The sequence below is a fragment of the Phenylobacterium sp. genome (assembly GCF_030651755.1).
Taxonomy (GTDB): domain Bacteria; phylum Pseudomonadota; class Alphaproteobacteria; order Caulobacterales; family Caulobacteraceae; genus Phenylobacterium.
On the sequence record NZ_JAUSBZ010000130.1, the window covers coordinates 1 to 21,305 of the forward strand.

A 21,305-nucleotide genomic window follows, 5' to 3' on the forward strand; every position below is an offset into this window, starting at 1 on the left:
GTGTCGAGGCCAAGGGTGATCATGGGCCGGCGCTATCAGGAGCTGGCGGAATTGGAAAGCACATGGGGGGAACGGGGCCTGCGCCCCAGGTGTTGGCTCGTCGTGAAATCCAGGGAGCGCTCATGGAAACCCTCGAGCCCAATACCGCCGCCGTCAGTCTCCGGGTCAGGGACACAAGGTTCGTCGCCAAGGTGAAGGTCACCCCCGCCGGTCTGCTCGCCATCGGCGGCCTGGTGTCAGGAATCCTGCTGTCGACCTCGGTCCTGGTATGGACGGCTACCAACGTCGCGCGCCGCCGCCCGCTGACCACGGCGCTCCTGGCGAAAGGCTGAGGCGGTCCTAGAGGGTCTGCTCGACCCGGGTGACCTCGGGCACATAGTGCTTGAGCATGTTCTCCACCCCGGACTTCAGGGTGGCGGTGGAGGAGGGGCAGCCGGCGCAGGCGCCCTTCATGTGCAGCCAGACCACGCCGGTGTCGGCCTCGAAGCGCGAAAAGACGATATCGCCGCCGTCCTGGGCCACGGCCGGGCGGATGCGGCTGTCGAGCAATTCCTTGATCTCGATGACGATCTGGGCGACCTCGCCCTCATAGACCTCTTCCACATCGCCACCCTGGGCGGCGGCCTCGCCGGTGAACAGGGGCCGGCCTGAGGTGAAGTGGTCCATGATGGCCGCCAGGATCGGCGCCTTCAGGTGCGGCCAGGCCGAATGGGGGTCCTTGCCCACGGTGACGAAGTCGGGGCCGAAGAAGACCCGCTGCACGCCTTCGATATCGAACAGGTCCGCGGCCAGGGGCGAGCCCTGGGCGGCCTCCATGTCGCGGAAATCGTGGCTCCCCTCGCCGGCTACGTCGCGGCCGGGCAGGAACTTCAGGACCTCGGGGTTCGGCGTGGTTTCGGTCTGGATGAACATGGATGAGATGTGGCCTCTGAGGGGCTGTGACGCAAGACCCCTGGCGCAGCTCAGGTATGGGGCGCGACCGTCCTCGTCCTTCGAGGCCCTGCTGGCGCAGGGCGCCTCAGGATGAGGACGGAGTGAGAGGCCTCATCCTGCACCCACTTCCCTCGTCCTGAGGTGCGAGCGAAAGCGACCCTCGAAGGACGCAAGGCCCCTCAGGCCAGGTCGGCGATCTCTTCGTCGGTGAGTTCGCCCGGCACCACGGTGACCGGCAGGTTGCGGCCGCCCCAGCGGACGCCCTCCTTGGCGATGGAGGAGACCAGGGGGCCGGGGCCCCGGCCGTGGGGGGCGGCGCCCAGGACCAGGATCTTGATGTCGGGGTCGTCGGCGATGACGCTGCGCAGGGCCTGGCGGGCGCTCTCGGCGTTGACGATGATGAATTCCGGCGCCGCCCCGGTTTCGGCGATGACGAACTCGGCCATCTTCTGCAGGAAGGCCTCGGCCTCGGCGCGCGCCTGCCGCTCGATTTCCTCGCGGACGCCCGACCAGTGTTCGAACACCGCCGGCTCGATGACCCGCAGCATGGCCAGGTGGCCGCCGGTGGAGCGGGCGCGCCGACAGGCGAACCGCAGGGCGGTCTGGAACTCTGGCGTGTCGTCGGCGATGACGAGGAACTTGCGCTGACTCATGGGCCGACGTTGGCCCGGCGGCGGGATTTGGGCAAGGGGCGCCCCCGGCTCCCCATCAGGCGCCCCAGAGGCCCACCTTGGCCCGCACCTGCGCCAGGGTCGGGGCCGCCGCCGCCCGCGCCCGCTCGGCGCCCTTGGCGAGCACCGCGTCGATCTCCCCCGGATCGGCCATCAGCCGCCGCATTTCCGTTCCCACGGGCCCCAGCCTGGCCACCGCCAGTTCGGCGAGCTTCGGCTTGAAGGCGCCAAAGCCCTGGCCGGCGAATTCGGTCAGCACCTCCGCGGCGGTCCGGCCTTCCAGGGCCGCATAGACGCCGATCAGGTTCTCGGCCTCAGGCCGGCCCTTCAGCTCGTCCAGGGTTTCGGGCAGGGGCTCAGGATCGGTCTTGGCCTTGCGCACCTTCTGGGCGATGGCGTCCTCGTCATCCAGCAGGTTCAGCCGCGAATTGTCCGACGGGTCCGATTTGGACATCTTCGCCGTCCCGTCGCGCAGGGACATGATCCGCGAGCCGGGCCCTTGCGTCAGGGCCTCGGGCAGGGGGAAGAAGTCCGGCGCGCCGAAGTCGTGGTTGAACTTGGCGGCGATGTCGCGGGTCAGCTCCAGATGCTGGCGCTGATCGTCGCCCACCGGCACGTGGGTGGCCTTGTAGAGCAGGATGTCGGCGGCCTGCAGCACCGGATAGGTATAGAGGCCGACGCTGGAGCGTTCCTTGTGCTTGCCGGACTTCTCCTTGAACTGGGTCATCCGGTCGAGCCAGCCGACCCGGGCCACGCAGTTGAAGATCCAGCCGAGCTCCGCATGGGCCGGCACCGCCGACTGCGGGAAGATGGTCGCCTTTTCGGGGTCGAGGCCCGAGGCCAGATAGGCCGCGGTGATCTCCCGCACCTGGTTCGCCAGCAGGGCCGGGTCCTGCCAGACGGTGATGGCGTGCAGGTCGGCGACGAAGATGAAGGTCTCCATCTCGTGCTGCAGGCGGGCGAACTTCACCAGCGCGCCGAGATAGTTGCCCAGGTGCAGGGCGCCCGAGGGCTGGACGCCAGACAGCACGCGCTGGGGGCCGCTATAGGCGGGGGGGACTTGGTCGGTCATGTGACTGGGGCTTCGACTTCGAGCGGAGGTTGAAGACGCGCGCCTTAAGCGCGCGCAGAGGAGCTTGCGCCCCGGGGTCAGGGGCGTTCAGGACGCGCGGCGCCATCGCCAGGAGTTCCGAGCCGGAAAAGCCATGCCGATGCGCATAGTCGGGCCAAGGTCCGCTGGCAAGCCTGGAGGCTCCGCTTGAGGCGCGGGGCGAGGGATCCTGGGCGCAAGGCCCAGGATGAGGCCGTGGGGGTGGAGCACGCCGGGGAACGGCGAGCCCCCTGGCCGCAACCTACCCCAGGTCCACGGGCGCGGCGGGCGTCCCGTTGCGGCGGGTCATGGCGGCGCGCAACTCGGCCCGGGTCACCCCGCCAAACACCAGGACCAGAAGACCGTAAACCGCCATGCCGCCCATCGAAAGGACCAGGACCCCGATCTCCTTGGCCCCCAGGAGCGGCAGGCCCAGGGCCGTGATCGCCGCCTCGAAGGCCGCGCGATTGAAGGCGGCGACGGCCAGAAGCCCGCCCATGACCAGGCTGGCCAGGGCGACCCGGATGATCTTGGAGAGCACCGCGGGCGAGGGTCGGTAATCGCCGCGCCGCCACAGCGCCACCAGCATCTGGATCACGGCGATCCAGGCCGCCAGGCTGGTGGCCATGGCGATGCCGGGTACGCCGATGACGAAGAACAGGGCCACGCCAGCGACGATATTGACCCCCACCGAGATCAGGGCGAAGCGCATGGGCGTGCGGGTGTCGTCCCTTGCGAAAAAGGCCGGCTGCAGGATGCGCTGCAGGACGAAGGCCGGCGTCCCCCAGCCATAGTGGAACAGGAGCGCGCCGGCGGCCGCGGCGTCGGCGAAGACGAAGGCGCCGCGGGTGAACAGGCCATCGATCAGATAGACCGGCATGGCCATCAGGGCGGCGGCGGCCGGCAGGCTGAGCGCCAGGCCAAAGACCAGGCCCTGATCCATCACCAGCTTGGCGTCGGCGGCGTCTCCCCGCCGCACGGACTGGGACAGACGCGGCAGAAGGGCGATGCCGATGGCCACGCCCACCAGGCTCATGGGCAGTTGATAGAGCCGGTCGGCGACGTTCAGCCAGACCCGGGCGCCGGCCACCTGGGAGGCCAGAATGCCGGAGACGAAGATGTTGATCTGGGTCGCGCTGTTGGCGATGGCCGCAGGGATGGCGCGGCGCACCAGAGCCTTCATGTCCGGCGTCAGCCGGGGCCGCACGATCCGCACCCGGGCGCCGGACTTGCGGGCCGCCCAGATGACCAGGGCCGCCTGACCGACCCCGGCCAAGCCGACCCCGACGGAGGCGGCGTAGGCCGCGGTGACAGCGTCCTTCTGGGGCCAGACCACGGCCAGCATGACCACGTTCAGAACCGTGGGATAGAAGCCCGAGACGATGAACCGGCCATGGGCGTTGAGAATGCCGGAGAACAGGGCCGCGATCGCCATGCAGGGCAGGTAGGGCATGGTGATCTGGGTCAGGATCACCGCCAGGCGGAACTTGTCGGGCTCATCCACATAGCCCGGATTGATCACGTACATCAGCCACGGCATGGCCGCCTGGGCGGCCAGGGTGAAGACCACCGTCACCACCGCCAGACCCGCGGCCGCGTCGGCGGCGTACTGGTTGGCCACCGCCTCGCCATCCGCCTCCAGCCGCTTGGCGTAGCCCGGCACGAAGGCGGCGGCGAACGCCCCTTCGGCGAAGATCCGCCGGAACAGGTTGGGGAAGGCCAGCGCCGTGTAATAGGCGTCCGCCGCAATGGTCAGGCTGGCGCCGAGCTTGGCGGTCACCACCAGGTCTCGCACCAGGCCCAGCACCCGGCTGAACAGGGTGAGCGCCGAAAAGATGATCGAAGAGCGCAGCATCCCCCCCCGCCGGGGGGCGGCGGGCTGGGGCGGCGGGCTTGGGGCCACGGTCGGTTCTGGCGGGGACTCTGTGCTCACGCCGCGCCTGTGGAGCCTTGCGGAGGTGCGGTCAAGGCGCCGCCCCTATTGTGGAGCGGCCACGCACAGCCACCGGCTGCGGTGGAAGTTGGCGATGTTGTCCACCCACCCGGTGACCTTCGGGTTCACCAGGGCCTTGTTGACCACAAAGAAGAGGGGGATCAGAGCGTCCTCCTGCAGCATCAGGGCCTCGGCCCGGGCCAGGATCGCCGCCCGGGCCTCAACCTCGGGCTCGGCGGCGGCCTGGGCCAACAGGGCGTCATAGGCGGGGTTGGCGTAGTCCCCATAGTTCTGGGCGCCGGTTTGGGAGTGCAGCAGCTCCAGGAAGGTCAGGGGATCGTTGTAGTCGGCGTACCAGCTCATGGCGCCGACCTGGAAATCGCGCATCCGGTAGGCGGCGAACGCGATCTGCCCCTCATTCTGGACCAGACGGGTCCGCACCCCCACGGCCTCCCAGTCGGCCTGGATGGCCTGGATCAGCAGGCTGGTGTCGGGCGTATTGCCGGTCTTGATCTCCACCTCCAGGGGGCGGCCTGGCCCATAGCCGGCCTGGGCCAGGAGGTCCCGCGCCAGGGCCTGGCGGTCTTCGAAGCTCAGATCTGCAAAGCTCGTTCTTGGGCCGTTCTCCACATAGCTGGCCGTGCCCGGCGGGACAAAGGCGTAGGCCGGGACCTGGCCGGCCCGCAGCAGCCTGTCGGTGATGAAGGCCCGGTCGACGGCGGCCGAGAGGGCCTTGCGCACCCGTGGGTCCCGAAAGGCGGCCACGCCGCGGGTGTTGAAGGACAGGTAGGAGGTGGCCAGGGAGATGTGGGTGCGGGCATAGCCCGGCATGGTCTCATTGATCTTCGACAGGCGGTTGGACTGGAAGCCTGTATTGACGTCCAGCTCGCCTGCGGCGATCCGGCGTTCGGCGGTCACCGTGTCGGGGGTCGGATAGTAGCGGATGGTGTCGAGGCAGACTTCGCCCGCGTCCCAGAAATAGGGGTTCTTCTCCACCTCGATATATTCGCCGAGGCGCCACGAGACGAGCTGATAGGGGCCGCTGCTCACATAGTTTCCTGGCCGCACCCACTGATCTCCCAACCGCTCGACGACGTGGCGGGGGACCGGAAAGAAGGACAGGTGCTTGAGCAGTTCCGGCAGGTAGGGGGCCGGATTCTCCAGGGTGAGTTCCAGGGTGCGGGGACCCAGCGCCCGGGCGCCCAGGGCCTCGGGCGGGGCTTCGCCAGCGTTCACCGCCGCCCCGTTCTTCAACAGGAAGACCAGATAGGCGTAGATCGATGCGGTCTCGGGCTTCAGAATCCGGCGGTAGGAATAGACGAAATCCTCGGCCGTGATGGGGACCCCGTCAGACCACCTGGCCTCGCGCAGGTGGAAGGTCCAGGTCAGGCCATCGACGCTGGTCTCCCACCGCTCGGCCAGCGCTGGGATGGGCGTCCCGTCCGGGGCGTCGGTGGTCAGGCCGACATTGAGGTCGCCGATCACCTGAAACTCGTCGATCAGATTGCTCTGCTGGGGATCGAGGGTCGCCGGCTCGGTATTGTTGCCGAACTCCAGGCAAACCTTTCCCGCCGCGCAGGGCGGACGGCTCGGCCCATCCTGGCAGGCGGCGAGCGCCAGGGCCGCGATCAGGGGCGCGATCAGACGCAGCAGGGGCAAGGGACGACTCCGAAGCATCGGGCGCCATAAGCGCACGGGCGGCTTGGCCCTGTCGAGCGCCGGTCGGCGGCCGGCTTGGCTGCGCGCAGCGCGGTTTGAAAGGTGGGACACAAGGACACGAAGGGTAAGCAAAGAGCACAAAGGGTGAGGTGGCCCCCGCTTCGTGTCCTTGGCGATCCTTCGTGTCCTTCTTAACGGCGCCTGAGGCGCTCCCTAGACCGGGCTGAACACCGGAACGGGCGGGCCGTTCTCGGTCGCCTGGAACTTGACCTTCACCTTCTGGCCGATGGCGAGCTGGTCGAAGTCGCAGTCAACGAAGTTGGTCAGCACCGCCGGGCCTTCGTTCAGGGTCACATAGCCGATGGCGTAGGGACCGGTCGGCGAGCGGCGCATGACGGAATAGGTGTAGATCACCCCTTCGCCAGGGCTCTCTTCCCAGACCGTGTCGTCGGAGAAGCAGATCGGGCACAGGCCACGGGGGTACCAGTGGGCCTTGCCGCAGGAGTTGCAGCGCTTGATCAGGAAGCGGCCTTCGGCGGCCGCGTCCCAGAAGGGCTTGGACTCGATGGTCACCGGCGGGGCCGGGATCTTGCGCGCCTGCGCCTCGGGGGCGGTTTTTGTGTCGCTCATGGGGCCTACTCCCGTTCCATGATGAGGGTGGCCGCGCCGTGGCGGGTGCCCAGCGAACCGCCAGTGCCGTGGGCGATGGCCAGGTCGCAATTGGGAACCTGGACCTTCGGATGGGCTTCGCCGCGCAGCTGACGGACGGCTTCGATCACCTTGGTGATGCCGCCGCGGTTGGTCGGGTGGTTGTTGCACAAGCCCCCGCCGTCGGTGTTGAAGGGCAGCTTGCCGACGCCGGAGATCAGATTGCCGTCGGCGACGAACTTGCCGCCCTGGCCCTTCTCGCAGAAGCCCAGGTCTTCCAGCTGCATCAGCACGGTGATGGTGAAGCTGTCATAGATCGAAGCGTACTTCATGTCGGACGGCTTCACGCCGGCCTCTTCGAAGGCGATGGGGCCTGACCACAGGGCGCCGGAATGGGTCAGGTCCAGATCATGGCCGCCCATGGGGCCCTTGGGGCTCTCGCCGGCGCCGATGATCTTCACCTTGGGCCGGTTCAGGCTCTTGGCGATCTCCGGGCTGGTGACGATCAGGGCGCCGCCCCCGTCGGTGACCACGCAGCAGTCCAGCCGGTGCAGCGGGTCGGAGATCATCGGCGAGTTCAGCACATCCTCGACGGTGACCACGTCGCGCAGGAAGGCGTGTTCGTTCCACTGGGCGTGATGGCTGGCGGCGACCTTGATCCAGGCCAGTTGCTCGGACGTGGTGCCGTACTCGTACATGTGGCGCATGGCGCACATGCCGTAGGTGTTGTGGGTGGTGCCGCCGTAGATGTTCTCAAAACCGGCTTCCGGCGGGCCGTCGGTCAGCTGGCCGGGACGTCCGCCTCCGCCAAAGCCGCCGAACTTCTGCTGCCGGGGCCGGCCGGCCAGCGTGATCAGCGCCACCTTGCACTTGCCCGCCGCGATCGCCTGGGCGGCATGGCCCACATGCAGGATGTAGGACGAGCCGCCGGTCTCGGTGGAGTCCATGTGGCGGACATTGCGCAGGCCCATATAGTCGATCATGGACATGCCGCCGAAACCGGGCGCGTCGCCGGCGCAGAAATAGCCGTCCACGTCGTCCTTGGTCAGGCCGGCGTCAGCCAGGGCGCCCTTGGCGCTCTCGGCGTGAATCTGTGGGGTGGATATGTCAGGCGCGTCGCGGAGCGGATGCTCGTAGGCGCCCATGATGTAGGCCTGGCCTTTAATGCTCATGTCCCTTCCCGGATTATGGTTCTGATCAATGGGGTTGGCCTTATCCGCGCTGGCGCGCGGTGTCATCCCTGGTAATGGCGTGCGGTCGCCCTCGTCCTTCGAGGCCGCTTCCCGGCGCCTCAGGATGAGGACGACTGAGAGGCGATCGCCCCACCTGCTTCCTCATGCTGAGGTGCGAGCGTAAGCGAGCCTCGAAGCACGCACCGCGCCGGCTCAGGCCGGCTGGCCCGCCTTGAGCGCCTCGAGGCGGGCCTCGCGCAGGGCCGAGCGGCGGACCTTGCCGGCGTCATCGCGCAGGGGCTCATCGACGAATTCGTAGGTCCGGGGCTGCTTGTAGGTGACCAGACGCGAAGAGAGATAGTCGCGCAGCTCGGCGTCGGTGGTGGGGCGGCTCACCTGGACGATGGCGTGGATCTTGTTTCCGAGATCATCGTCGGGAATGCCGATGACGGCGCAGGACATCACCGCCTCATGCTCGTCGAGGGCGGCCTCGATCTCAGCCGGATAGACGTTGGAGCCGCCCACCAGGATCATGTCGGTGCGCCGGTCGGCCAGGTAGAGATAGCCGTCCTCGTCGAACCAGCCGATGTCGCCCAGGCTTTCCCAGCCGCCGGGCAGGGTCTTGGCCGTGGCGCCGAGATACTTGTAGGACGGGCCGGCGCCTTCGGGACGGCGCATATAGATCTCGCCGACCTCGCGCGGCGGCAGCGGATTGCCCGCCTCGTCCATGGCGACCATCTCGCCCATGCGGACCTTGCCCACCGAGCCCCGGTGTTCCAGCCATTCGGTTCCGGAGATGACCGTGGAGGCCTGGGCCTCGGTGCCGGCATAGAGCTCCTGGATCACCTCGCCGCCCAGCCAGTGGATGAAGGCCTCCTTCAACCAGGGCGGACACGGCGCGGCCAGGTGCCAGAGGGTCTGCAGCGAGGAAAGGTCGTACCGGGCCCGCGTCTCCTCAGGCAGGTGCCAGATCCGGTTCATCATGGTCGGGACCATATAGACCCAGGTGGCCTTCCAGCGCGCGATCTCGGCCAGGGTCTTTTCGGGATCGAACCTCGGCATCACCACGATGTGGGCGCCCATATTGATGGCCGACATCATCATGCCGAAGCCGGCGTTGTGATAGAGCGGCGCGGGCAGGAGCGCGATGGAGTCAGACCGCAGCTGCCAGCCGCCGACCTCCGGGATCTCCGCCGCCGTCACCCCGGGCTGGCCGGCCAGGATCAGCTTGGGTCGGCCGGTGGAGCCGCCGCTGGTGGGCGCCTTTGACACTGGCGCGATCACGTCGGGCAGGTCGGACTCGTCGTCGGCCAGGGCGGCGATGTCGGCGATGTTCACCAGGGGCTTGTCGATCTGATGGTCGAAGGCGGCGATCACGATGGGGGTCTTGGCCAGCTCGATGATGGCTTCCAGCTCGGCCTTGGGCAGGCGGAAGGAGACCGGCTGCGGCGTCGCCCCCACCTTCCAGAGCGCCCAGCAGGCCTCGACGAAGCCGATGCCGTTGGGCAGGCCCAGAGTCACCAGATCCCCCTGCTTGACCCCCATGGCCAGGAGCCCCCGGGCCAGACGGTTGGTGCGCCGGTGGAACTGGCCGTAGGTGAGGGTGTCCTCACCGCTGGAGACCGCCGGTGCGTCGGCCTTGTCCCGCGCCAGCAGCGCCAGGCGCGCGCTCAGGGAAATCATCTCTTCGGCCATGGTCTCGTCCCTGGAAATGGTCTGGCCGCGGCTCGTTGGGCTGTCCGCGGTCCTGTGAAATGGAATGCCGCCCAATGTCGTGGCGGCGGTCAGAGTTTCCTCCGGCGCAGGGCCAACTGGCAAGGGTCTGGAAGAACATGCCCTTGCCGGCTAAGAGCCTCGGGGTCTCAAACCTTCAAGGCGCCGCCATGTCCGAGGACCTCTCCACCGCCGACCTGTCCGATGAGAACGAGGGCGTAGCCCAGGTCCTGCGCCTGCAGATGCGCGATCTCGGCGGCCGGCGGGCCTTTTCCGGGCCTATCCGCACCGTCCGCTGCCACGAGGACAATTCAAAGGTGAAGGCCATGCTGGCCACCCCGGGAAACGGGGCGGTGCTGGTGGTGGACGGAGGCGGTTCGCTGAACTGCGCCCTGGTGGGCGACCTGATCGCCCAGAGCGCGGTGGACCAGGGGTGGGCGGGCGTCATCGTCAATGGCGCGGTGCGCGACGCCGCTGTGCTGGCCACCCTCGACCTGGGGGTGAAGGCGCTCGGGACCATGCCGCTGCGCAGCGTCCGCCGGGACCTGGGCGAGAGCGACGGGGTGGTGGCCTTTGGCGGGGTGATCTTCACACCAGGCGACCAGCTGTTCGCCGACGCCGACGGCGTGTTGGTGCTGCCGGCCTAAACCGCCGGCCGCCAGGTCACCGCCATGTCCGGCTCGCGGAAGGCGAAGCGCTTGAGGTGGCTGTCGATCACCCCTTCCAGGCGCGCGCGGGTCTCGGCGGAGGCGGATTCGACCTGCAGGTCGAGGGCCACCGGCCCCGCGCCCAGGCGGCAGATCCCGCCGTCGAAGACGATTTCGCCCGTCTCCTCGTCGAACCGGGTCTCGACCCTGTGGCCGAAGTGTTTGCACAGCTGGACCATGTAGCGGCGGGCGTGCGCCGTGGGGACGCTGGCCTGGGATGTGGTCGCGTCCATGCTCAGCTTCCCACCCGCTCGATCTTGCCCGCCGCCTCGTCGAGGATGGCGGCCACGGCCTCGGCCTCGGCCTCGCTCAGTCCCCGGGAGGCCCGCAGCCGCAGGGCGGTCTTCACATTCTCCATGCCCCGGCGGACCTTGTGGCGGCCCACCTCGTCGCCGGTCTCATTCATTCGGGCGAAGATGGCGGCCACCGCGGGCCGTTGGGGCTCCAGCGCCTCGCGGCCGGCCGGCGTGATCTCATAGAGCTTGCGGGCGCCGGACCCTTGGCTCTGGGCCACGAAGCCCTCGTCCTCCAGCAGCGATAGCGTGGGATAGATGGCGCCGGGGCTGGGGCGATAGGCCCCGCCGGTGCGCTCCTCCAGGGTGCGGATCAGTTCATAGCCGTGGGAGGGCGCCTCCTCCACCAGGGCCAGCAGCACAAAGCGCAGGTCGCCGTGTTCGAGAAACCGGCCCAGGCGCGGTCCGCCGCGTCGGCCGTGGCCGCCGCCGGGACCATGACCGCCGATCCCATGCCGGCTGTGGCGGGCGCGGTGCGGATGAATTCCAAAGTGTCCATACATGTGATTTCGTTCCTATTTCGATCTATCGAAACAATAGTTATATCGAAACATGTCGAACTTCAAGGGGCTGTCAGGACAGGAGCGGCGGATCGACCACTTCGCGCATGATCTCGGCCAGCAGGCGACCCTCCGCCGCCCGGCTGGAGCCGGAGCGCCAGGCGACCACAATCTCGCGGCTGGGATGGTCGGTGGCCAGCGGCCGGATGGTGACAGCGGCGGCGTCGGTGAGGCCGGCGGCCACGGCCATGGCTGGCAGGAAACTGACCCCCAGGCCTGATCCCACCATCTGCACGAGGGTCGGCAGGGAGGTGGCGGCGAAGGGGCCGTCCTCGGTATTGGCGCGCGGCGCCTTCAGGCCGCAGGCGGCCAGGGCGTGCTCGCGCAGGCAATGGCCATCCTCCAGCAGGATCATCTCGGCCCGCTCCAACTCGTCGGGGGGGGTGGCGCTCATCTTGGCCAGGGGGTGGTTAGCGGGCAGGGCGGCGACCAGCTCGTCGTCGGCCACATGGGCGAGGTCGAGGCCTGTGGTCTCATAGGGCAGGGCGATCAGGGCGGCGTCCAGCTGGCCGGCCTTGAGACCCGCGATCAGCCGTTGGGTCAGATCCTCCCGCAGGAACAGGCGCAGGTCCGGATAACGAGTCCGCAGCAGGGGAAAGGCCCGGGGCAGCAGGAAGGGGGCGATGGTCGGGATGACGCCCAGACGGAAGCGGCCCGACAGGGGCTGGCCGGCGTGGCGGGCCTCCTGCACCATTTCCTCAGCCTCATTGAGGATGGTGGCGGCCCGCCGCAGGGCGGCTTCGCCCACCGCCGTCAGGATCACGCCCGTGCGGGCCCGGTCGACCACCGGCGCGCCAAGCGTGCGTTCCAGTTCCTGGATCCCGGCCGACAGGGTCGGCTGGGTGACATGGGCCGCCTCAGCGGCGCGGCCGAAGGCGCCATGCTCGGCGAGGAGTTTCAGATATTGCAGCTGGCGGACGGTGGGCAGGATCATGGGGGCAATATAGGCCCGCCCTATGAAAACGGCAAAAACTATCGATTGGACCCGGGTGCGTCCGGCCCCGATGATCGCCAGGTCGAGGCGGCGAAGCTTCCTTGCCCGCCTCAATGTCCGGGGGTGGCGTCTTCTCTCCCCCAGCGCCGGCGCGCCCCCGGACCCCGCCTCGCCCCAAAGGGCGCCTAGGCGCGCTCGAAGTTCAGGGGGCCTTCCCAGAAGGTCTGCACCAGGTCGTGCTGGGCGCCCGGGCGGCCGGTGGTCAGGAAAAGGCGCAGGCCCCCCGACCCGGGATCGATCTCCGGATGGCGCTCCAGATAGCCGGCCAGGGCCGCAGCGGTGGCGTCGGGCTGGTGGATCAGCGGCGTGCCGGGCTTGAGCGCCGCCCGGAACATGTCGGCGATGATCTCATAATGGGTGCAGCCCAGGATCGCCCGGTCCGGAGCCCGGCCGATACGGGCGGTGATCTGCGCCACATGGGTTTCGACGGCCTGCGCCAGTTCGACGGCGCCGGCATTGTCCTCGATCATCCGGGCCAGCTCCGGGCAGGGCTCGACGAAGACGGCCACGTCCTGGCGGCGCTTGTCGATCTCGATCTCATAGACCCGGCTGCGGGCCGTGGCCGGGGTGGCGAACACCGCCAGGATGTCCAGTTTCTCGATCTTGTCGCCCCGGCGCTCGGCCTCGTGCTCCCAGGGCAGGCCAGTGGCCGCCTCGATGGTCGGCACGATCAGCCCCAGCACATTGACCGGCCGCCCAAGCTCCCGGCGGCGCTGCGGCAGCCAGGTCTGCTGCAGGCGGCGAAGGGCGATGGCCGAAGCGGTGTTACAGGCCAGGACCACCAGGTCGCAGCCCTGGTCGAACAGCCGGTCGCAGCCGGCCCGGGTCAGCTCGACGATCTCCTCGCCGGGCCGGCCGCCATAGGGGGCGTTGGCCTGGTCGGCCAGATAGACGAGGTCGGCGCTCGGAAAGCGCTCCGCCAGCTTGCGATGGACGGTCAGGCCGCCCACTCCGGAATCAAACACGCCAATGGCCATGCCTCGGCTTTAACCGCCCCTTGCGCGCCCCGCCAGAGGGGAGGCATGTCACATTACAAGCCTGTCATGTGACGTTCAGGCCAGGGGCGCCTAAGGTCGCCTTAAACCTTCCCCTTCGACGACACCGGAGTTCCCTATGGATCGGCGCATGTTCCTGGCCGTCTCAAGCGCAGCGCTTGGCGCCGCCACCCTGCCCCTGCCGGCCTTCGCTGCTGATGGCGCGGTCCTGCTGGCCCCGTGGACGGGCCCCTATGGCGGCGTGCCCCCCTTCGACCAGGTCAAGATCGCCGATTTCGCCCCGGCCCTGGAGGCGGCCATGGCGCAGGAGCTGGCCGAGATCGACGCCATCGCCAACAACTCGGCTCCGGCGACCTTTGAGAACACCATCGCGGCCCTGGAGCGGGCTGGCGGAGCGTTGGAGCGGGTGAACACTCCCTATTGGGTCTGGGGCGGAACCCTGTCCAACCCCGAGATGCGGGCGGTGGAGACCGCCATGGCCCCGCGCCTGTCGGCCCATTCCGACAAGATCATGCAGAACGCCAAGCTGTTTTCGCGCATTGAGCAGGTCTATGAGGGCCGCGAAGGCGCCGGTTTGACCCCCGAGCAGCAGCGGCTGACCTGGAAGCGCTGGAACGCCTTTGTCCGCGCCGGCGCCAAGCTTGACCCTGCCGCCAAGGCCCGGGTGGCGCAGATCAATGGGGAACTGGCCCAGGCCTTCACCACCTTCAGCCAGAACCTGCTGGCCGACGAGACCGACTATGTCCTCTATCTGAAGACCGAGGCTGAACTGCGGGGCCTGCCCGAGGATGTGCGCGCCGCCGCCGCCGCCGCGGCGACCGAGCGGAACCGGCCCGGGGAATACGCCATCCTCAACACCCGCTCGTCCATGGATCCTTTCCTGACCTATTCGGCGCGCCGGGACCTGCGCGAGAAGGTGTGGCGCACCTATTACAGTCGCGGCGACAATGGCGACGCCCACGACAACAAGGCCGGCATCCAGAAGATCCTCAAGCTGCGGGTCGAGCGGGCCCGGCTGTTGGGCTACCCCACCCACGCCCATTGGCGCCTGGAGGCGGCCATGGCCAAAACGCCCGAGGCGGCCATGGATCTGCTCATGCGAGTCTGGCCGGCGGCGACCGCCCGCGTCGCCGAGGAAGTGGCCGAGATGCAGGCCATCGCCGACGCCGAGCGGGGCGGGGTGAAGATCGAGCCCTGGGACTACCGCTTCTACGCGGAGAAGGTGCGCACCGCCCGCTACGACCTCGATATGAACGAGGTGAAGGCCTATCTGCAGCTCGACAAGCTGGTGGACGGCATGTTCTGGGCCGCCACCGAAGTCTTCGGGATGAGCTTCACCCCTATCAGCGATGTGCCGGTCTACCATCCCGACGTCCGGGTCTGGGAGGTCCAACGGGGCGGGAGCCATCTGGGCCTGTTCTATTTCGATCCCTATGCGCGGACCGGCAAGCGTTCAGGCGCCTGGATGAACGCCTATCGCAGCCAGCAGAAGATGGACGGGCCCGTCACCCCGATCGTCTCCAACAACTCCAATTTCGTGAAGGGCGCAGCCGGCCAGCCGGTGCTGATCTCCTGGGACGACGCCACCACCCTGTTCCACGAGTTTGGCCACGCCATCCACGGCCTGTTGTCCAATGTGACCTACCCCTCCCTGTCGGGCACGCGGGTGCCGCGGGACTATGTGGAGTTCCCCAGCCAGGTCTATGAAGCGTGGCTGCCGACCCGGGAGGTGCTCAGCCGCTTCGCCCTGCATCATGAGACGGGCGAGGCCATGCCCGAGGCGCTGGCCCAGAAGATCGAACAGGCCTCGACCTTCCGTCAGGGCTTCGAGGTCACCGAATATCTGGCCTCGGCCCTGATCGACATGAAGCTGCACCTGGCCGGTGACGCCGACATTGATCCAGGCGCCTTTGAGCGGGAAGAGCTGGCCAAGCTCGGCATGCCGCGGGAGCTGCCCATGCGCCACCGCACGCCGCAGTTCGCCCACGTCTTCGCCTCCGACGGCTATTCGGCCGGCTACTATTCCTACCTCTGGGCCGAGGTGCTGTCCCAGGACGCGGCCGAGGCCTTCAAGGAGGCGCCGGGCGGGATGTACGACAAGGCGGTCGCAGGCCGACTTGTCGACCACATCCTGTCGGTGGGCGACACGGTGGACCAGGCCGAGGCCTATCGCGCCTTCCGCGGCCGCGACCCCGATGTGGGCGCCTATCTCCGCGACAAGGGCTTCCCGGTCACCTGATCGGAGCCCCCGAGCTATCGCCCTCGTCCTTCGAGGCCCGCTTGCGCGGGCGCCTCAGGATGAGGGCGACGGCGAGGCTGCTGCAGAATCCCTCATGCTGAGGTGCGAGCGCCAGCGAGCCTCGAAGCACGCACGGCCCCCGCCCTCACCGCCCCTTGAACTGGCCTGGGCGGCGTTCGTTCACGGCGGCCACGCCTTCGGCGAAGTCCTCTGTGGCCCGCAGGGTGGTCTGCTGGACATGCTCGTGGGCGGTGGCGGCGCGCACCGCCGCGGCCAGCGCCCCGCGGGTCGTCTTTCGCGTGGCCACGACGGCCAGGGGCGCGTTCTCGGCCAGCTCCGCGGCCAGGGCGCAGGCCGACTGGCGCAGCTCGTCGGCCGGGACCAGCTCGTCCACCAGCCCCCAGGCCAGGGCCTCATCAGCGCGGATGCGACGGCCGGTCAGGAACATCAGGTCGGCCCGCTGGGCGCCGATGACCCGGGGCAGGGTGTGGGTCAGGCCAAAGCCCGGATGGAAGCCCAGCTTGACGAAATTGGCCGAGAACCGCGCTTCGTGCGCGGCGACCCGGAAATCCGCCACCAGGGCCAGCCCAAGGCCGGCGCCCACCGCGGCGCCCTGGACGGCGGCGACGATGGGCTTTTCCACCGAAAACAGCCGGATCGCCTGGTCATAGAGCTCGGAGACGCCGCCCATGCCCGCCCCCCCGATGCCGGTGGGAGAGGCCAGGTCGGCGCCGGCGCAGAAGGGCTTGCCGTCTGAGGCCAGCACGCTGGCGCGCACGGCCGGGTCCTTGTCAAAGGCCAGCAGGGCGTCGGCGATGTCGGCCACCAGCTCCACCGACACGTGGTTGGCCGGGGGCCGGTGGAAGATCAGCTGCGCCACATGATCCTGGACGGTGATCGAGAGATGGTCGGACTTGGCGCTCATTTGCGGGTTCCCAGAAGGTTGCGGGCCACCACCCATTTGTGGACTTCGGTGGGGCCATCATAGATGCGCATGGTGCGCAGGCGCGTGGCCATCAGCTGCAGGGGCAACTCCTTGGTCATGCCCATGGCGCCGAAGGTCTGCATGGCGTGGTCGACCACCTCCCAGGCCATCTCGGTGGCGTAGGCCTTGATCATCGAGATTTCCATGCGGGTGTCGCGGCCCTGGTCGAGCTTCCAGGCGCAGTCATAGGTCATCAGGCGCGCCGCATGGATGCGGGTCGCTGCATCGGCCACCCACCACTGGATCGCCTGGCGCTCTGAAAGCGGCGCGCCGAAGGTGGTCCGCTGCGGGGCGTATTCGACCATCATGTCCAGGGCCCGCTGGGCCATGCCGATGGACCAGGCGGCCATCTCGATCCGCCGGGTGCCCAGACGGATCTGCATGGGCGCAAAGCCAGCGCCTTCCTGGCCGAGCAGCTTCCAGCCCTCGACCCGGCAATCCTCCAGGGCGATCTCATAGGTGGACTGGCCGCCGATCATCGGGATCTGCCGCAGGACGTTGAAGCCCGGCGTGCCCTTGTCCACCAGAAAGGCCGATATGCCGCCCCGCGCCCGCTTTTCGGTGTCGGTCACCGCCATCAGGATGGTGAAGTCGGCGTCCGCGGCCCGGGTGATCCAGATCTTGCGGCCGTTGATGATCCAGTCGTCCCCGTCGCGGACCGCCTTGGTGATCATGGCCGAGGGATCGGCCCCGGCGCCGGGCTCGGAGATGCCGATGGCCGAGACGGTCTCGCCGCGCACATAGGGCGCCAGATAGGCCTCGCGCTGGCGCTCGTTCACCGTGGCCATCAGCATGCGCAGGTTCGGACTGTCCGGCGGCAGGGTGTAGGGTGTGACGGTGCGGCCCAGCTCTTCGCCGACCCCGACCATGGCCACATAGGGCAGGTCCGAGCCCCCGACATCCTCCGGCGCGTCCAGGCCCCAGAGGCCGAGATCCTTGGACACCTGGTCGAGGCGGGCGTGCTCCTCGGCCGCCAGGGACAGGCCCTGGCCCCTGGCCTCCCGGTCCAGAACGCCGGCCTCCAGCGGCATGAGCTCATCGCGAACAAAGCGGGCGGTCAGCTCCTTGAGCATCCGATGCTCGTCCGACAGCTGGAAATCCATGGGCGGCCTCCCTCTAGGTCACGGTCGTTCGTCGCTTGGCGCGATCTCATTGGCGCAGCATAAACGCCGATAAGAAGCATAAGGGAGAATGGCCGTGGCGGAAGGCAAGCAACTGGGGACCAAGGCCACGGGGCCGCTTTCAGGCGTGCGCATCCTGGACCTGACCAGCGTGGTGTTCGGCGCCTACGCCACCCAGATTCTCGGCGACCAGGGCGCCGACGTGATCAAGCTGGAGGATCCGGGCTCGGGCCGCGGGGACGGCGGCGACATCATGCGCTGGGCCGGCCACCCGCCCGAGGGGGCGCCCAAGGACCTGGGCCCCATCTTCCTGACCATCAACCGCAACAAGCGCTCGGTCCTGGTCGATCTGCGCGACCCCGCCATGCGCCCGGCGCTCGAGGCCCTGATCGCCAGCTGCGACGTGTTCGCCGCCTCGGTCCGCTATGAGGGGCTCAAGCGCCTGGGCCTGGACTATGAGGCGGTGAAGAAGATCCGCCCCGACGTGATCTATGTCCATGCCGCCGGCTATGGCTCGGAAGGTCCCTATGCCGGGGAGCCGGCCTATGATGATCTGATCCAGTCGGCCTCAGGGATGGCCGACCTCCTGCCCCGCACCGACGGCAATGAGACCCCGCGCATCCTGCCGACCCTGGTGGCCGACAAGGTCTCAGGCCTCTTCATGGCCCAGGCGGTCACCGCGGCCCTGTTCCACAAGGCGCGCACCGGCGAGGGCCAGTTCGTCGAGGTGCCGATGCTGGAATGCGTCACCAGCTTCAACCTGGTGGAGAACCTCTATGACCACGCCTATGAGCCGCCCACCGGCCAGTGGTCCTATCAGCGGGTGACCAATCCCCACCGCAAGCCGTTCGCCACCAAGGACGGCTATATCGGCCTGCTGCCCTATACCGACAAACAGTGGGACCAGTTCTTCGCCGTGGCCGGCTGGGGCGAGACGGTGGCCAGAGACCCGCGCTTTGCCGACTACGCCCAGCGGGCCAAACACACCCGCGAGCTCTACGCCATGGTGGAAGAGGTCACCGCCACCAAGACCACCGACGAATGGCTGACCCTGCTGAAGGGCCTGTCGATCCCGGTGCAGAAGACCAATCGCTTCGAGGACCTGGAGGGCGATCCGCACCTGAAAGCCGTCGGCCTGTTCGAGCGCTACGACCACCCGCATCTTGGCCCCTACAAGGCCATCCGCCCGCCGGTGAAGTTCGAAAAGACCCCCTCCAACATCCGCCGTCACCCCCCGCGCCTGGGCGAACAGACGCAAGAGGTCTTCGCCGAGGTCCGCCAGCGATCAGCGCCGGAGTAAGCCCTTAGCGCGCGAAGCTGGCCGGGGCGCGTTGCAGGCGGGTGTTCTTGCGGATGCGGGCGGCGTCGCCCTCGTTGAGCGCGGCCAGCAGGGCGGTCCTCAGGGGGGTAAGCGCCTTGGTCTGCGTCACCTTCCAGCCGGCGGCGTCGGTGACATAGAAGGCGTCCACCGCCCGCTCCCCATAGGAATCGATGTGGGCCGAGGTGATGGAGAGGCCGGCGTCGGCCAGCGTATTGGCCAGCGCCGTGAGCAGGCCCGGCCGGTCGCGGCCCGAGGCCTCGACGATGGTGGCGTTTTCCGAGGCCTCATTGTCGATCAGCACGGTGGACTTGATGGCGAAGGCTGCGGTGCGGGCCTCAGCCCCGGCCCGAGGCGCGGCGCTGGTGGGAAGCTCGCCCTTGGCGGCGGCCTCCAGGGCTTCGGCCAGGCGGGGCAGGGCTGAGGGGTTGTCGTGGCCGAAGGGCTGGCCGGTGATGTCCTGCAGATAGAAGACGTCCAGGGCCTGACCCTGGCGGGAGGTGAAGACCCGGGCGCCGAGCACGCTGGCGCCCGAGGCGGTGATGGCCCGGGTCAGGTCGGCGAACAGGCGGGTCCGGTCCTTGGCGGCGACCACCAGCTCAGCCGCATTGAGGTCTTCGCGGACATAGCCCATGGCCGCGGCGCCGTCGGCCTGGGCCCGCTGGGAGACCGCCGCATGGATGGCGATCTCGTCCAGGCCAAAGCCGGTGAAATAGGCGTCCTCCATGGCCTCGCCCCAGGCCACGGCGGCCGGATCGGCCTCGGCCAGGCGGGCGCGGATTTCGGCGGCGGCGAAGGCCTGGCGCTGGCGCACCACGGCCACGGCGTCATTGGCCCGCCCGCCGCGAAACACCGCTGAGGCCGACGCATAGAGGTCGCGCAGCAGCTGGCCCTTCCAGCCGTTCCAGACGCCCGGCCCCACGGCGCGGATGTCGGCCACGGTCAGCACCAGCAGGAGGCGCAGGCGCTCGGGCGTCTGCACCATGCGCACGAAGTCGGCCACGGTGCGGGGATCGGAGATATCGCGCTTCTGGGCGTAGTCGCTCATCTCCAGGTGGTGCTCCACCAGCCAGGCGACCAGGTCGATGCGGGCCCGGGGCAGGCCCAGCCGCTCGCAGGCGGCGCGGGCTGCCCGGGCGCCGGCCTTTTCCTGACCGCCGGCGACGCCCCCCTTGCCGGTGTCGTGCAACAGCATGGCCAGGAAAAGGACGTCCTTCTCCTGGATCTGCGGCATCAGGGAGACCGCCAGCGGATGCTCCTCGGCCAGCCGGCCCGCGGCGATGTCGGCGATCACGCCGATGGCCCGCAGGGTGTGCTCGTCCACCGTATAGGAGTGGTACATGTTGAACTGCATCTGGGCGACGATGCGGCCGAACTCCGGGATGTAGCGGCCCAGCACGCCGGCCTCGGTCATCAGGGTCAGGGTCCGCTGCGGATCGCGCCCGCCGGCCAGGGTGTCGAGGAAGATCTTCGCCGCCTTTGGGTCCCGCCGCATCTTCGAGGTGATCAGGCCGAGCGACCGGGTGGCCGCGGTGAAGGCGTCGGGGTGCAGATCGAGGTCCCGCCGGTCGGCGATCTGGAACAGCCGCAACAGGTTGAGCGGATCGGCCTCGAAGGTCTCCGGCCCCTCCACGTCCAGGCGCCCGCCCTCCTCGATGAAGCCGGCCACATCCAGGGGCTTGCGGGTGGTCTTGCGCCCGCTGCCGGGGAACAGGCGCGAAATCCCCCGGGGCGCGGACTTGACCCGATCGGCCTCCAGCTTGGCGGCGAAGACCCGGGTCAAGGCGCCGACCTCCTTGGCGATCAGGAAATAGCGCCGCATGAACCGCTCGACGGCCGGATTGTCGGCCCGGTCCCCATAGCCCATCCGCTGGGCGATCTCCGGCTGCAGGTCGAAGGTCAGGCGCTCTTCCGGGCGGCCGGTGGCGAAATGCAGGTGGGCGCGCACGGCCCACAGGAAGTCGAAGGCCCGGATGAAGGCGCGGATCTCCCGGCCCTCGAACATTTCCAGCTGGGGCACCCCGTCCACGGGCTTGGACGGGTTCAGATATTCGGCGATCCAGAACAGGGTGTTGAGGTCGCGCAGGCCGCCCTTGCCGTCCTTGACGTTGGGCTCGACCATGTAGCGGCTGGCGCCGGCCCGGGCCTGGCGCTCATCGCGTTCCTTGAGCTTGGCGGCGACGAACTCCGCGCCGGTGCCCTTGACCACCTCGTTGCGGAACCGGGTGGTCAGCTCCTGGGCGAGGGCCTCGTCGCCGATCAGGCGCCGGGCCT

Annotated in this window: 19 protein-coding genes; 4 read left to right on the top strand and 15 right to left on the bottom strand. The window is 68.7% G+C overall.

The genetic code is table 11. The features are described 5' to 3' along the window. Positions 1–122 precede the first annotated feature (122 nt). The gene (locus Q7V15_RS12105; protein WP_304755871.1) at positions 123–332 is read left to right on the top strand and encodes a hypothetical protein; all 210 of its coding nucleotides are present in this window, start codon (positions 123–125) and stop codon (positions 330–332) included. A 7-nt stretch (positions 333–339) separates the two neighbouring features. Here the strand turns inward: Q7V15_RS12105 and Q7V15_RS12110 are convergent, their stop codons facing one another. The 8 genes from Q7V15_RS12110 to Q7V15_RS12145 form a co-directional block, all read right to left on the bottom strand. Continuing rightward, positions 340–912: a NifU family protein gene (locus Q7V15_RS12110; protein ID WP_304755872.1), complete on the bottom strand. Its 573-nt coding sequence runs from the start codon at positions 910–912 to the stop codon at positions 340–342. Positions 913–1,112: 200 nt separating this feature from the next. Next, on the bottom strand, positions 1,113–1,586 hold the full coding sequence (locus tag Q7V15_RS12115) for a universal stress protein (protein WP_304755874.1): 474 nt from the start codon (positions 1,584–1,586) through the stop codon (positions 1,113–1,115). A gap of 55 nt (positions 1,587–1,641) precedes the next feature. Next, a complete protein-coding gene (gene trpS / locus Q7V15_RS12120) occupies positions 1,642–2,676 on the bottom strand; it encodes a tryptophan--tRNA ligase (RefSeq protein WP_304755875.1) in 1,035 nt (344 codons plus the stop codon). A gap of 280 nt (positions 2,677–2,956) precedes the next feature. Next, a complete protein-coding gene (murJ, locus tag Q7V15_RS12125; RefSeq protein WP_370689808.1) occupies positions 2,957–4,627 on the bottom strand; it encodes a murein biosynthesis integral membrane protein MurJ in 1,671 nt (556 codons plus the stop codon). Positions 4,628–4,672: 45 nt separating this feature from the next. Next, entirely contained in the window at positions 4,673–6,286 is a 1,614-nt protein-coding gene (locus Q7V15_RS12130) for a peptide ABC transporter substrate-binding protein (RefSeq protein ID WP_304755876.1), read from the bottom strand. 213 nt (positions 6,287–6,499) lie between these two features. After that, a complete protein-coding gene (locus tag Q7V15_RS12135) occupies positions 6,500–6,916 on the bottom strand; it encodes a Zn-ribbon domain-containing OB-fold protein (protein WP_304755878.1) in 417 nt (138 codons plus the stop codon). 5 nt (positions 6,917–6,921) lie between these two features. Further along, positions 6,922–8,106: a thiolase domain-containing protein gene (locus tag Q7V15_RS12140; protein ID WP_304755879.1), complete on the bottom strand. Its 1,185-nt coding sequence runs from the start codon at positions 8,104–8,106 to the stop codon at positions 6,922–6,924. 213 nt (positions 8,107–8,319) lie between these two features. Further along, positions 8,320–9,801, bottom strand: coding sequence for an AMP-binding protein (locus Q7V15_RS12145; RefSeq protein ID WP_304755880.1), 1,482 nt, complete (start codon positions 9,799–9,801; stop codon positions 8,320–8,322). Positions 9,802–9,989: 188 nt separating this feature from the next. Here Q7V15_RS12145 and rraA point away from each other — a divergent pair, with 188 nt between their 5' ends. Then, complete coding sequence (gene rraA, locus Q7V15_RS12150; protein WP_304755881.1) at positions 9,990–10,466, top strand: ribonuclease E activity regulator RraA; 477 nt, start codon at positions 9,990–9,992, stop codon at positions 10,464–10,466. Here the strand turns inward: rraA and Q7V15_RS12155 are convergent. The 4 genes from Q7V15_RS12155 to Q7V15_RS12170 all read right to left on the bottom strand — a co-directional run bounded on the left by Q7V15_RS12155 (position 10,463) and on the right by Q7V15_RS12170 (position 13,350). Then, complete coding sequence (locus Q7V15_RS12155; RefSeq protein WP_304755882.1) at positions 10,463–10,759, bottom strand: DUF2218 domain-containing protein; 297 nt, start codon at positions 10,757–10,759, stop codon at positions 10,463–10,465. The two genes, rraA and Q7V15_RS12155, sit on opposite strands and share 4 nt — an antisense overlap. Before the next feature lie 2 nt (positions 10,760–10,761). After that, positions 10,762–11,322 carry a PadR family transcriptional regulator gene (locus tag Q7V15_RS12160; protein WP_304755884.1) on the bottom strand — a complete coding sequence of 187 codons (561 nt, stop codon included), beginning with the start codon at positions 11,320–11,322 and terminating at the stop codon, positions 10,762–10,764. Positions 11,323–11,392: 70 nt separating this feature from the next. Further along, positions 11,393–12,313 carry a hydrogen peroxide-inducible genes activator gene (locus Q7V15_RS12165; protein WP_304755885.1) on the bottom strand — a complete coding sequence of 307 codons (921 nt, stop codon included), beginning with the start codon at positions 12,311–12,313 and terminating at the stop codon, positions 11,393–11,395. Positions 12,314–12,498: 185 nt separating this feature from the next. Continuing rightward, a complete protein-coding gene (locus tag Q7V15_RS12170) occupies positions 12,499–13,350 on the bottom strand; it encodes a glutamate racemase (protein WP_304755886.1) in 852 nt (283 codons plus the stop codon). Between the two features lie 136 nt (positions 13,351–13,486). On the opposite strand from Q7V15_RS12170, the gene Q7V15_RS12175 reads away from it, so the two are divergent. Then, positions 13,487–15,607 (top strand): M3 family metallopeptidase, encoded by a 2,121-nt coding sequence (locus tag Q7V15_RS12175; protein WP_304755887.1) that lies wholly within the window; start codon positions 13,487–13,489, stop codon positions 15,605–15,607. A gap of 145 nt (positions 15,608–15,752) precedes the next feature. On the opposite strand, the gene Q7V15_RS12180 is transcribed toward Q7V15_RS12175, so the two are convergent. Then, positions 15,753–16,532 (bottom strand): enoyl-CoA hydratase/isomerase family protein, encoded by a 780-nt coding sequence (locus tag Q7V15_RS12180; RefSeq protein WP_304755888.1) that lies wholly within the window; start codon positions 16,530–16,532, stop codon positions 15,753–15,755. Further along, on the bottom strand, positions 16,529–17,695 hold the full coding sequence (locus tag Q7V15_RS12185) for an acyl-CoA dehydrogenase family protein (protein WP_304755890.1): 1,167 nt from the start codon (positions 17,693–17,695) through the stop codon (positions 16,529–16,531). The genes Q7V15_RS12180 and Q7V15_RS12185 overlap by 4 nt, the downstream gene beginning before the upstream one ends. A gap of 94 nt (positions 17,696–17,789) precedes the next feature. Between Q7V15_RS12185 and Q7V15_RS12190 the strand changes: the two genes are divergently transcribed. Next, positions 17,790–19,013, top strand: a complete 1,224-nt coding sequence (locus tag Q7V15_RS12190) for a CaiB/BaiF CoA-transferase family protein (RefSeq protein WP_304755892.1) — start codon at positions 17,790–17,792, stop codon at positions 19,011–19,013. Between the two features lie 4 nt (positions 19,014–19,017). Here the strand turns inward: Q7V15_RS12190 and Q7V15_RS12195 are convergent. After that, positions 19,018–21,305: [protein-PII] uridylyltransferase (locus Q7V15_RS12195; protein ID WP_304755894.1), on the bottom strand; the 2,288-nt coding region annotated here is incomplete at its 5' end.

Coding starts and splice junctions, on each gene's coding strand:
- Q7V15_RS12105 (WP_304755871.1), top strand. CDS start 123: ATGGAAACCCTCGAGCCCAATACCGCCGCCGTCAGTCTCCGGGTCAGG.
- Q7V15_RS12110 (WP_304755872.1), bottom strand. CDS start 912: ATGTTCATCCAGACCGAAACCACGCCGAACCCCGAGGTCCTGAAGTTC.
- Q7V15_RS12115 (WP_304755874.1), bottom strand. CDS start 1,586: ATGAGTCAGCGCAAGTTCCTCGTCATCGCCGACGACACGCCAGAGTTC.
- trpS (WP_304755875.1), bottom strand. CDS start 2,676: ATGACCGACCAAGTCCCCCCCGCCTATAGCGGCCCCCAGCGCGTGCTG.
- Q7V15_RS12135 (WP_304755878.1), bottom strand. CDS start 6,916: ATGAGCGACACAAAAACCGCCCCCGAGGCGCAGGCGCGCAAGATCCCG.
- Q7V15_RS12140 (WP_304755879.1), bottom strand. CDS start 8,106: ATGAGCATTAAAGGCCAGGCCTACATCATGGGCGCCTACGAGCATCCG.
- Q7V15_RS12145 (WP_304755880.1), bottom strand. CDS start 9,801: ATGGCCGAAGAGATGATTTCCCTGAGCGCGCGCCTGGCGCTGCTGGCG.
- rraA (WP_304755881.1), top strand. CDS start 9,990: ATGTCCGAGGACCTCTCCACCGCCGACCTGTCCGATGAGAACGAGGGC.
- Q7V15_RS12155 (WP_304755882.1), bottom strand. CDS start 10,759: ATGGACGCGACCACATCCCAGGCCAGCGTCCCCACGGCGCACGCCCGC.
- Q7V15_RS12160 (WP_304755884.1), bottom strand. CDS start 11,322: ATGTATGGACACTTTGGAATTCATCCGCACCGCGCCCGCCACAGCCGG.
- Q7V15_RS12165 (WP_304755885.1), bottom strand. CDS start 12,313: ATGATCCTGCCCACCGTCCGCCAGCTGCAATATCTGAAACTCCTCGCC.
- Q7V15_RS12170 (WP_304755886.1), bottom strand. CDS start 13,350: ATGGCCATTGGCGTGTTTGATTCCGGAGTGGGCGGCCTGACCGTCCAT.
- Q7V15_RS12175 (WP_304755887.1), top strand. CDS start 13,487: ATGGATCGGCGCATGTTCCTGGCCGTCTCAAGCGCAGCGCTTGGCGCC.
- Q7V15_RS12180 (WP_304755888.1), bottom strand. CDS start 16,532: ATGAGCGCCAAGTCCGACCATCTCTCGATCACCGTCCAGGATCATGTG.
- Q7V15_RS12185 (WP_304755890.1), bottom strand. CDS start 17,695: ATGGATTTCCAGCTGTCGGACGAGCATCGGATGCTCAAGGAGCTGACC.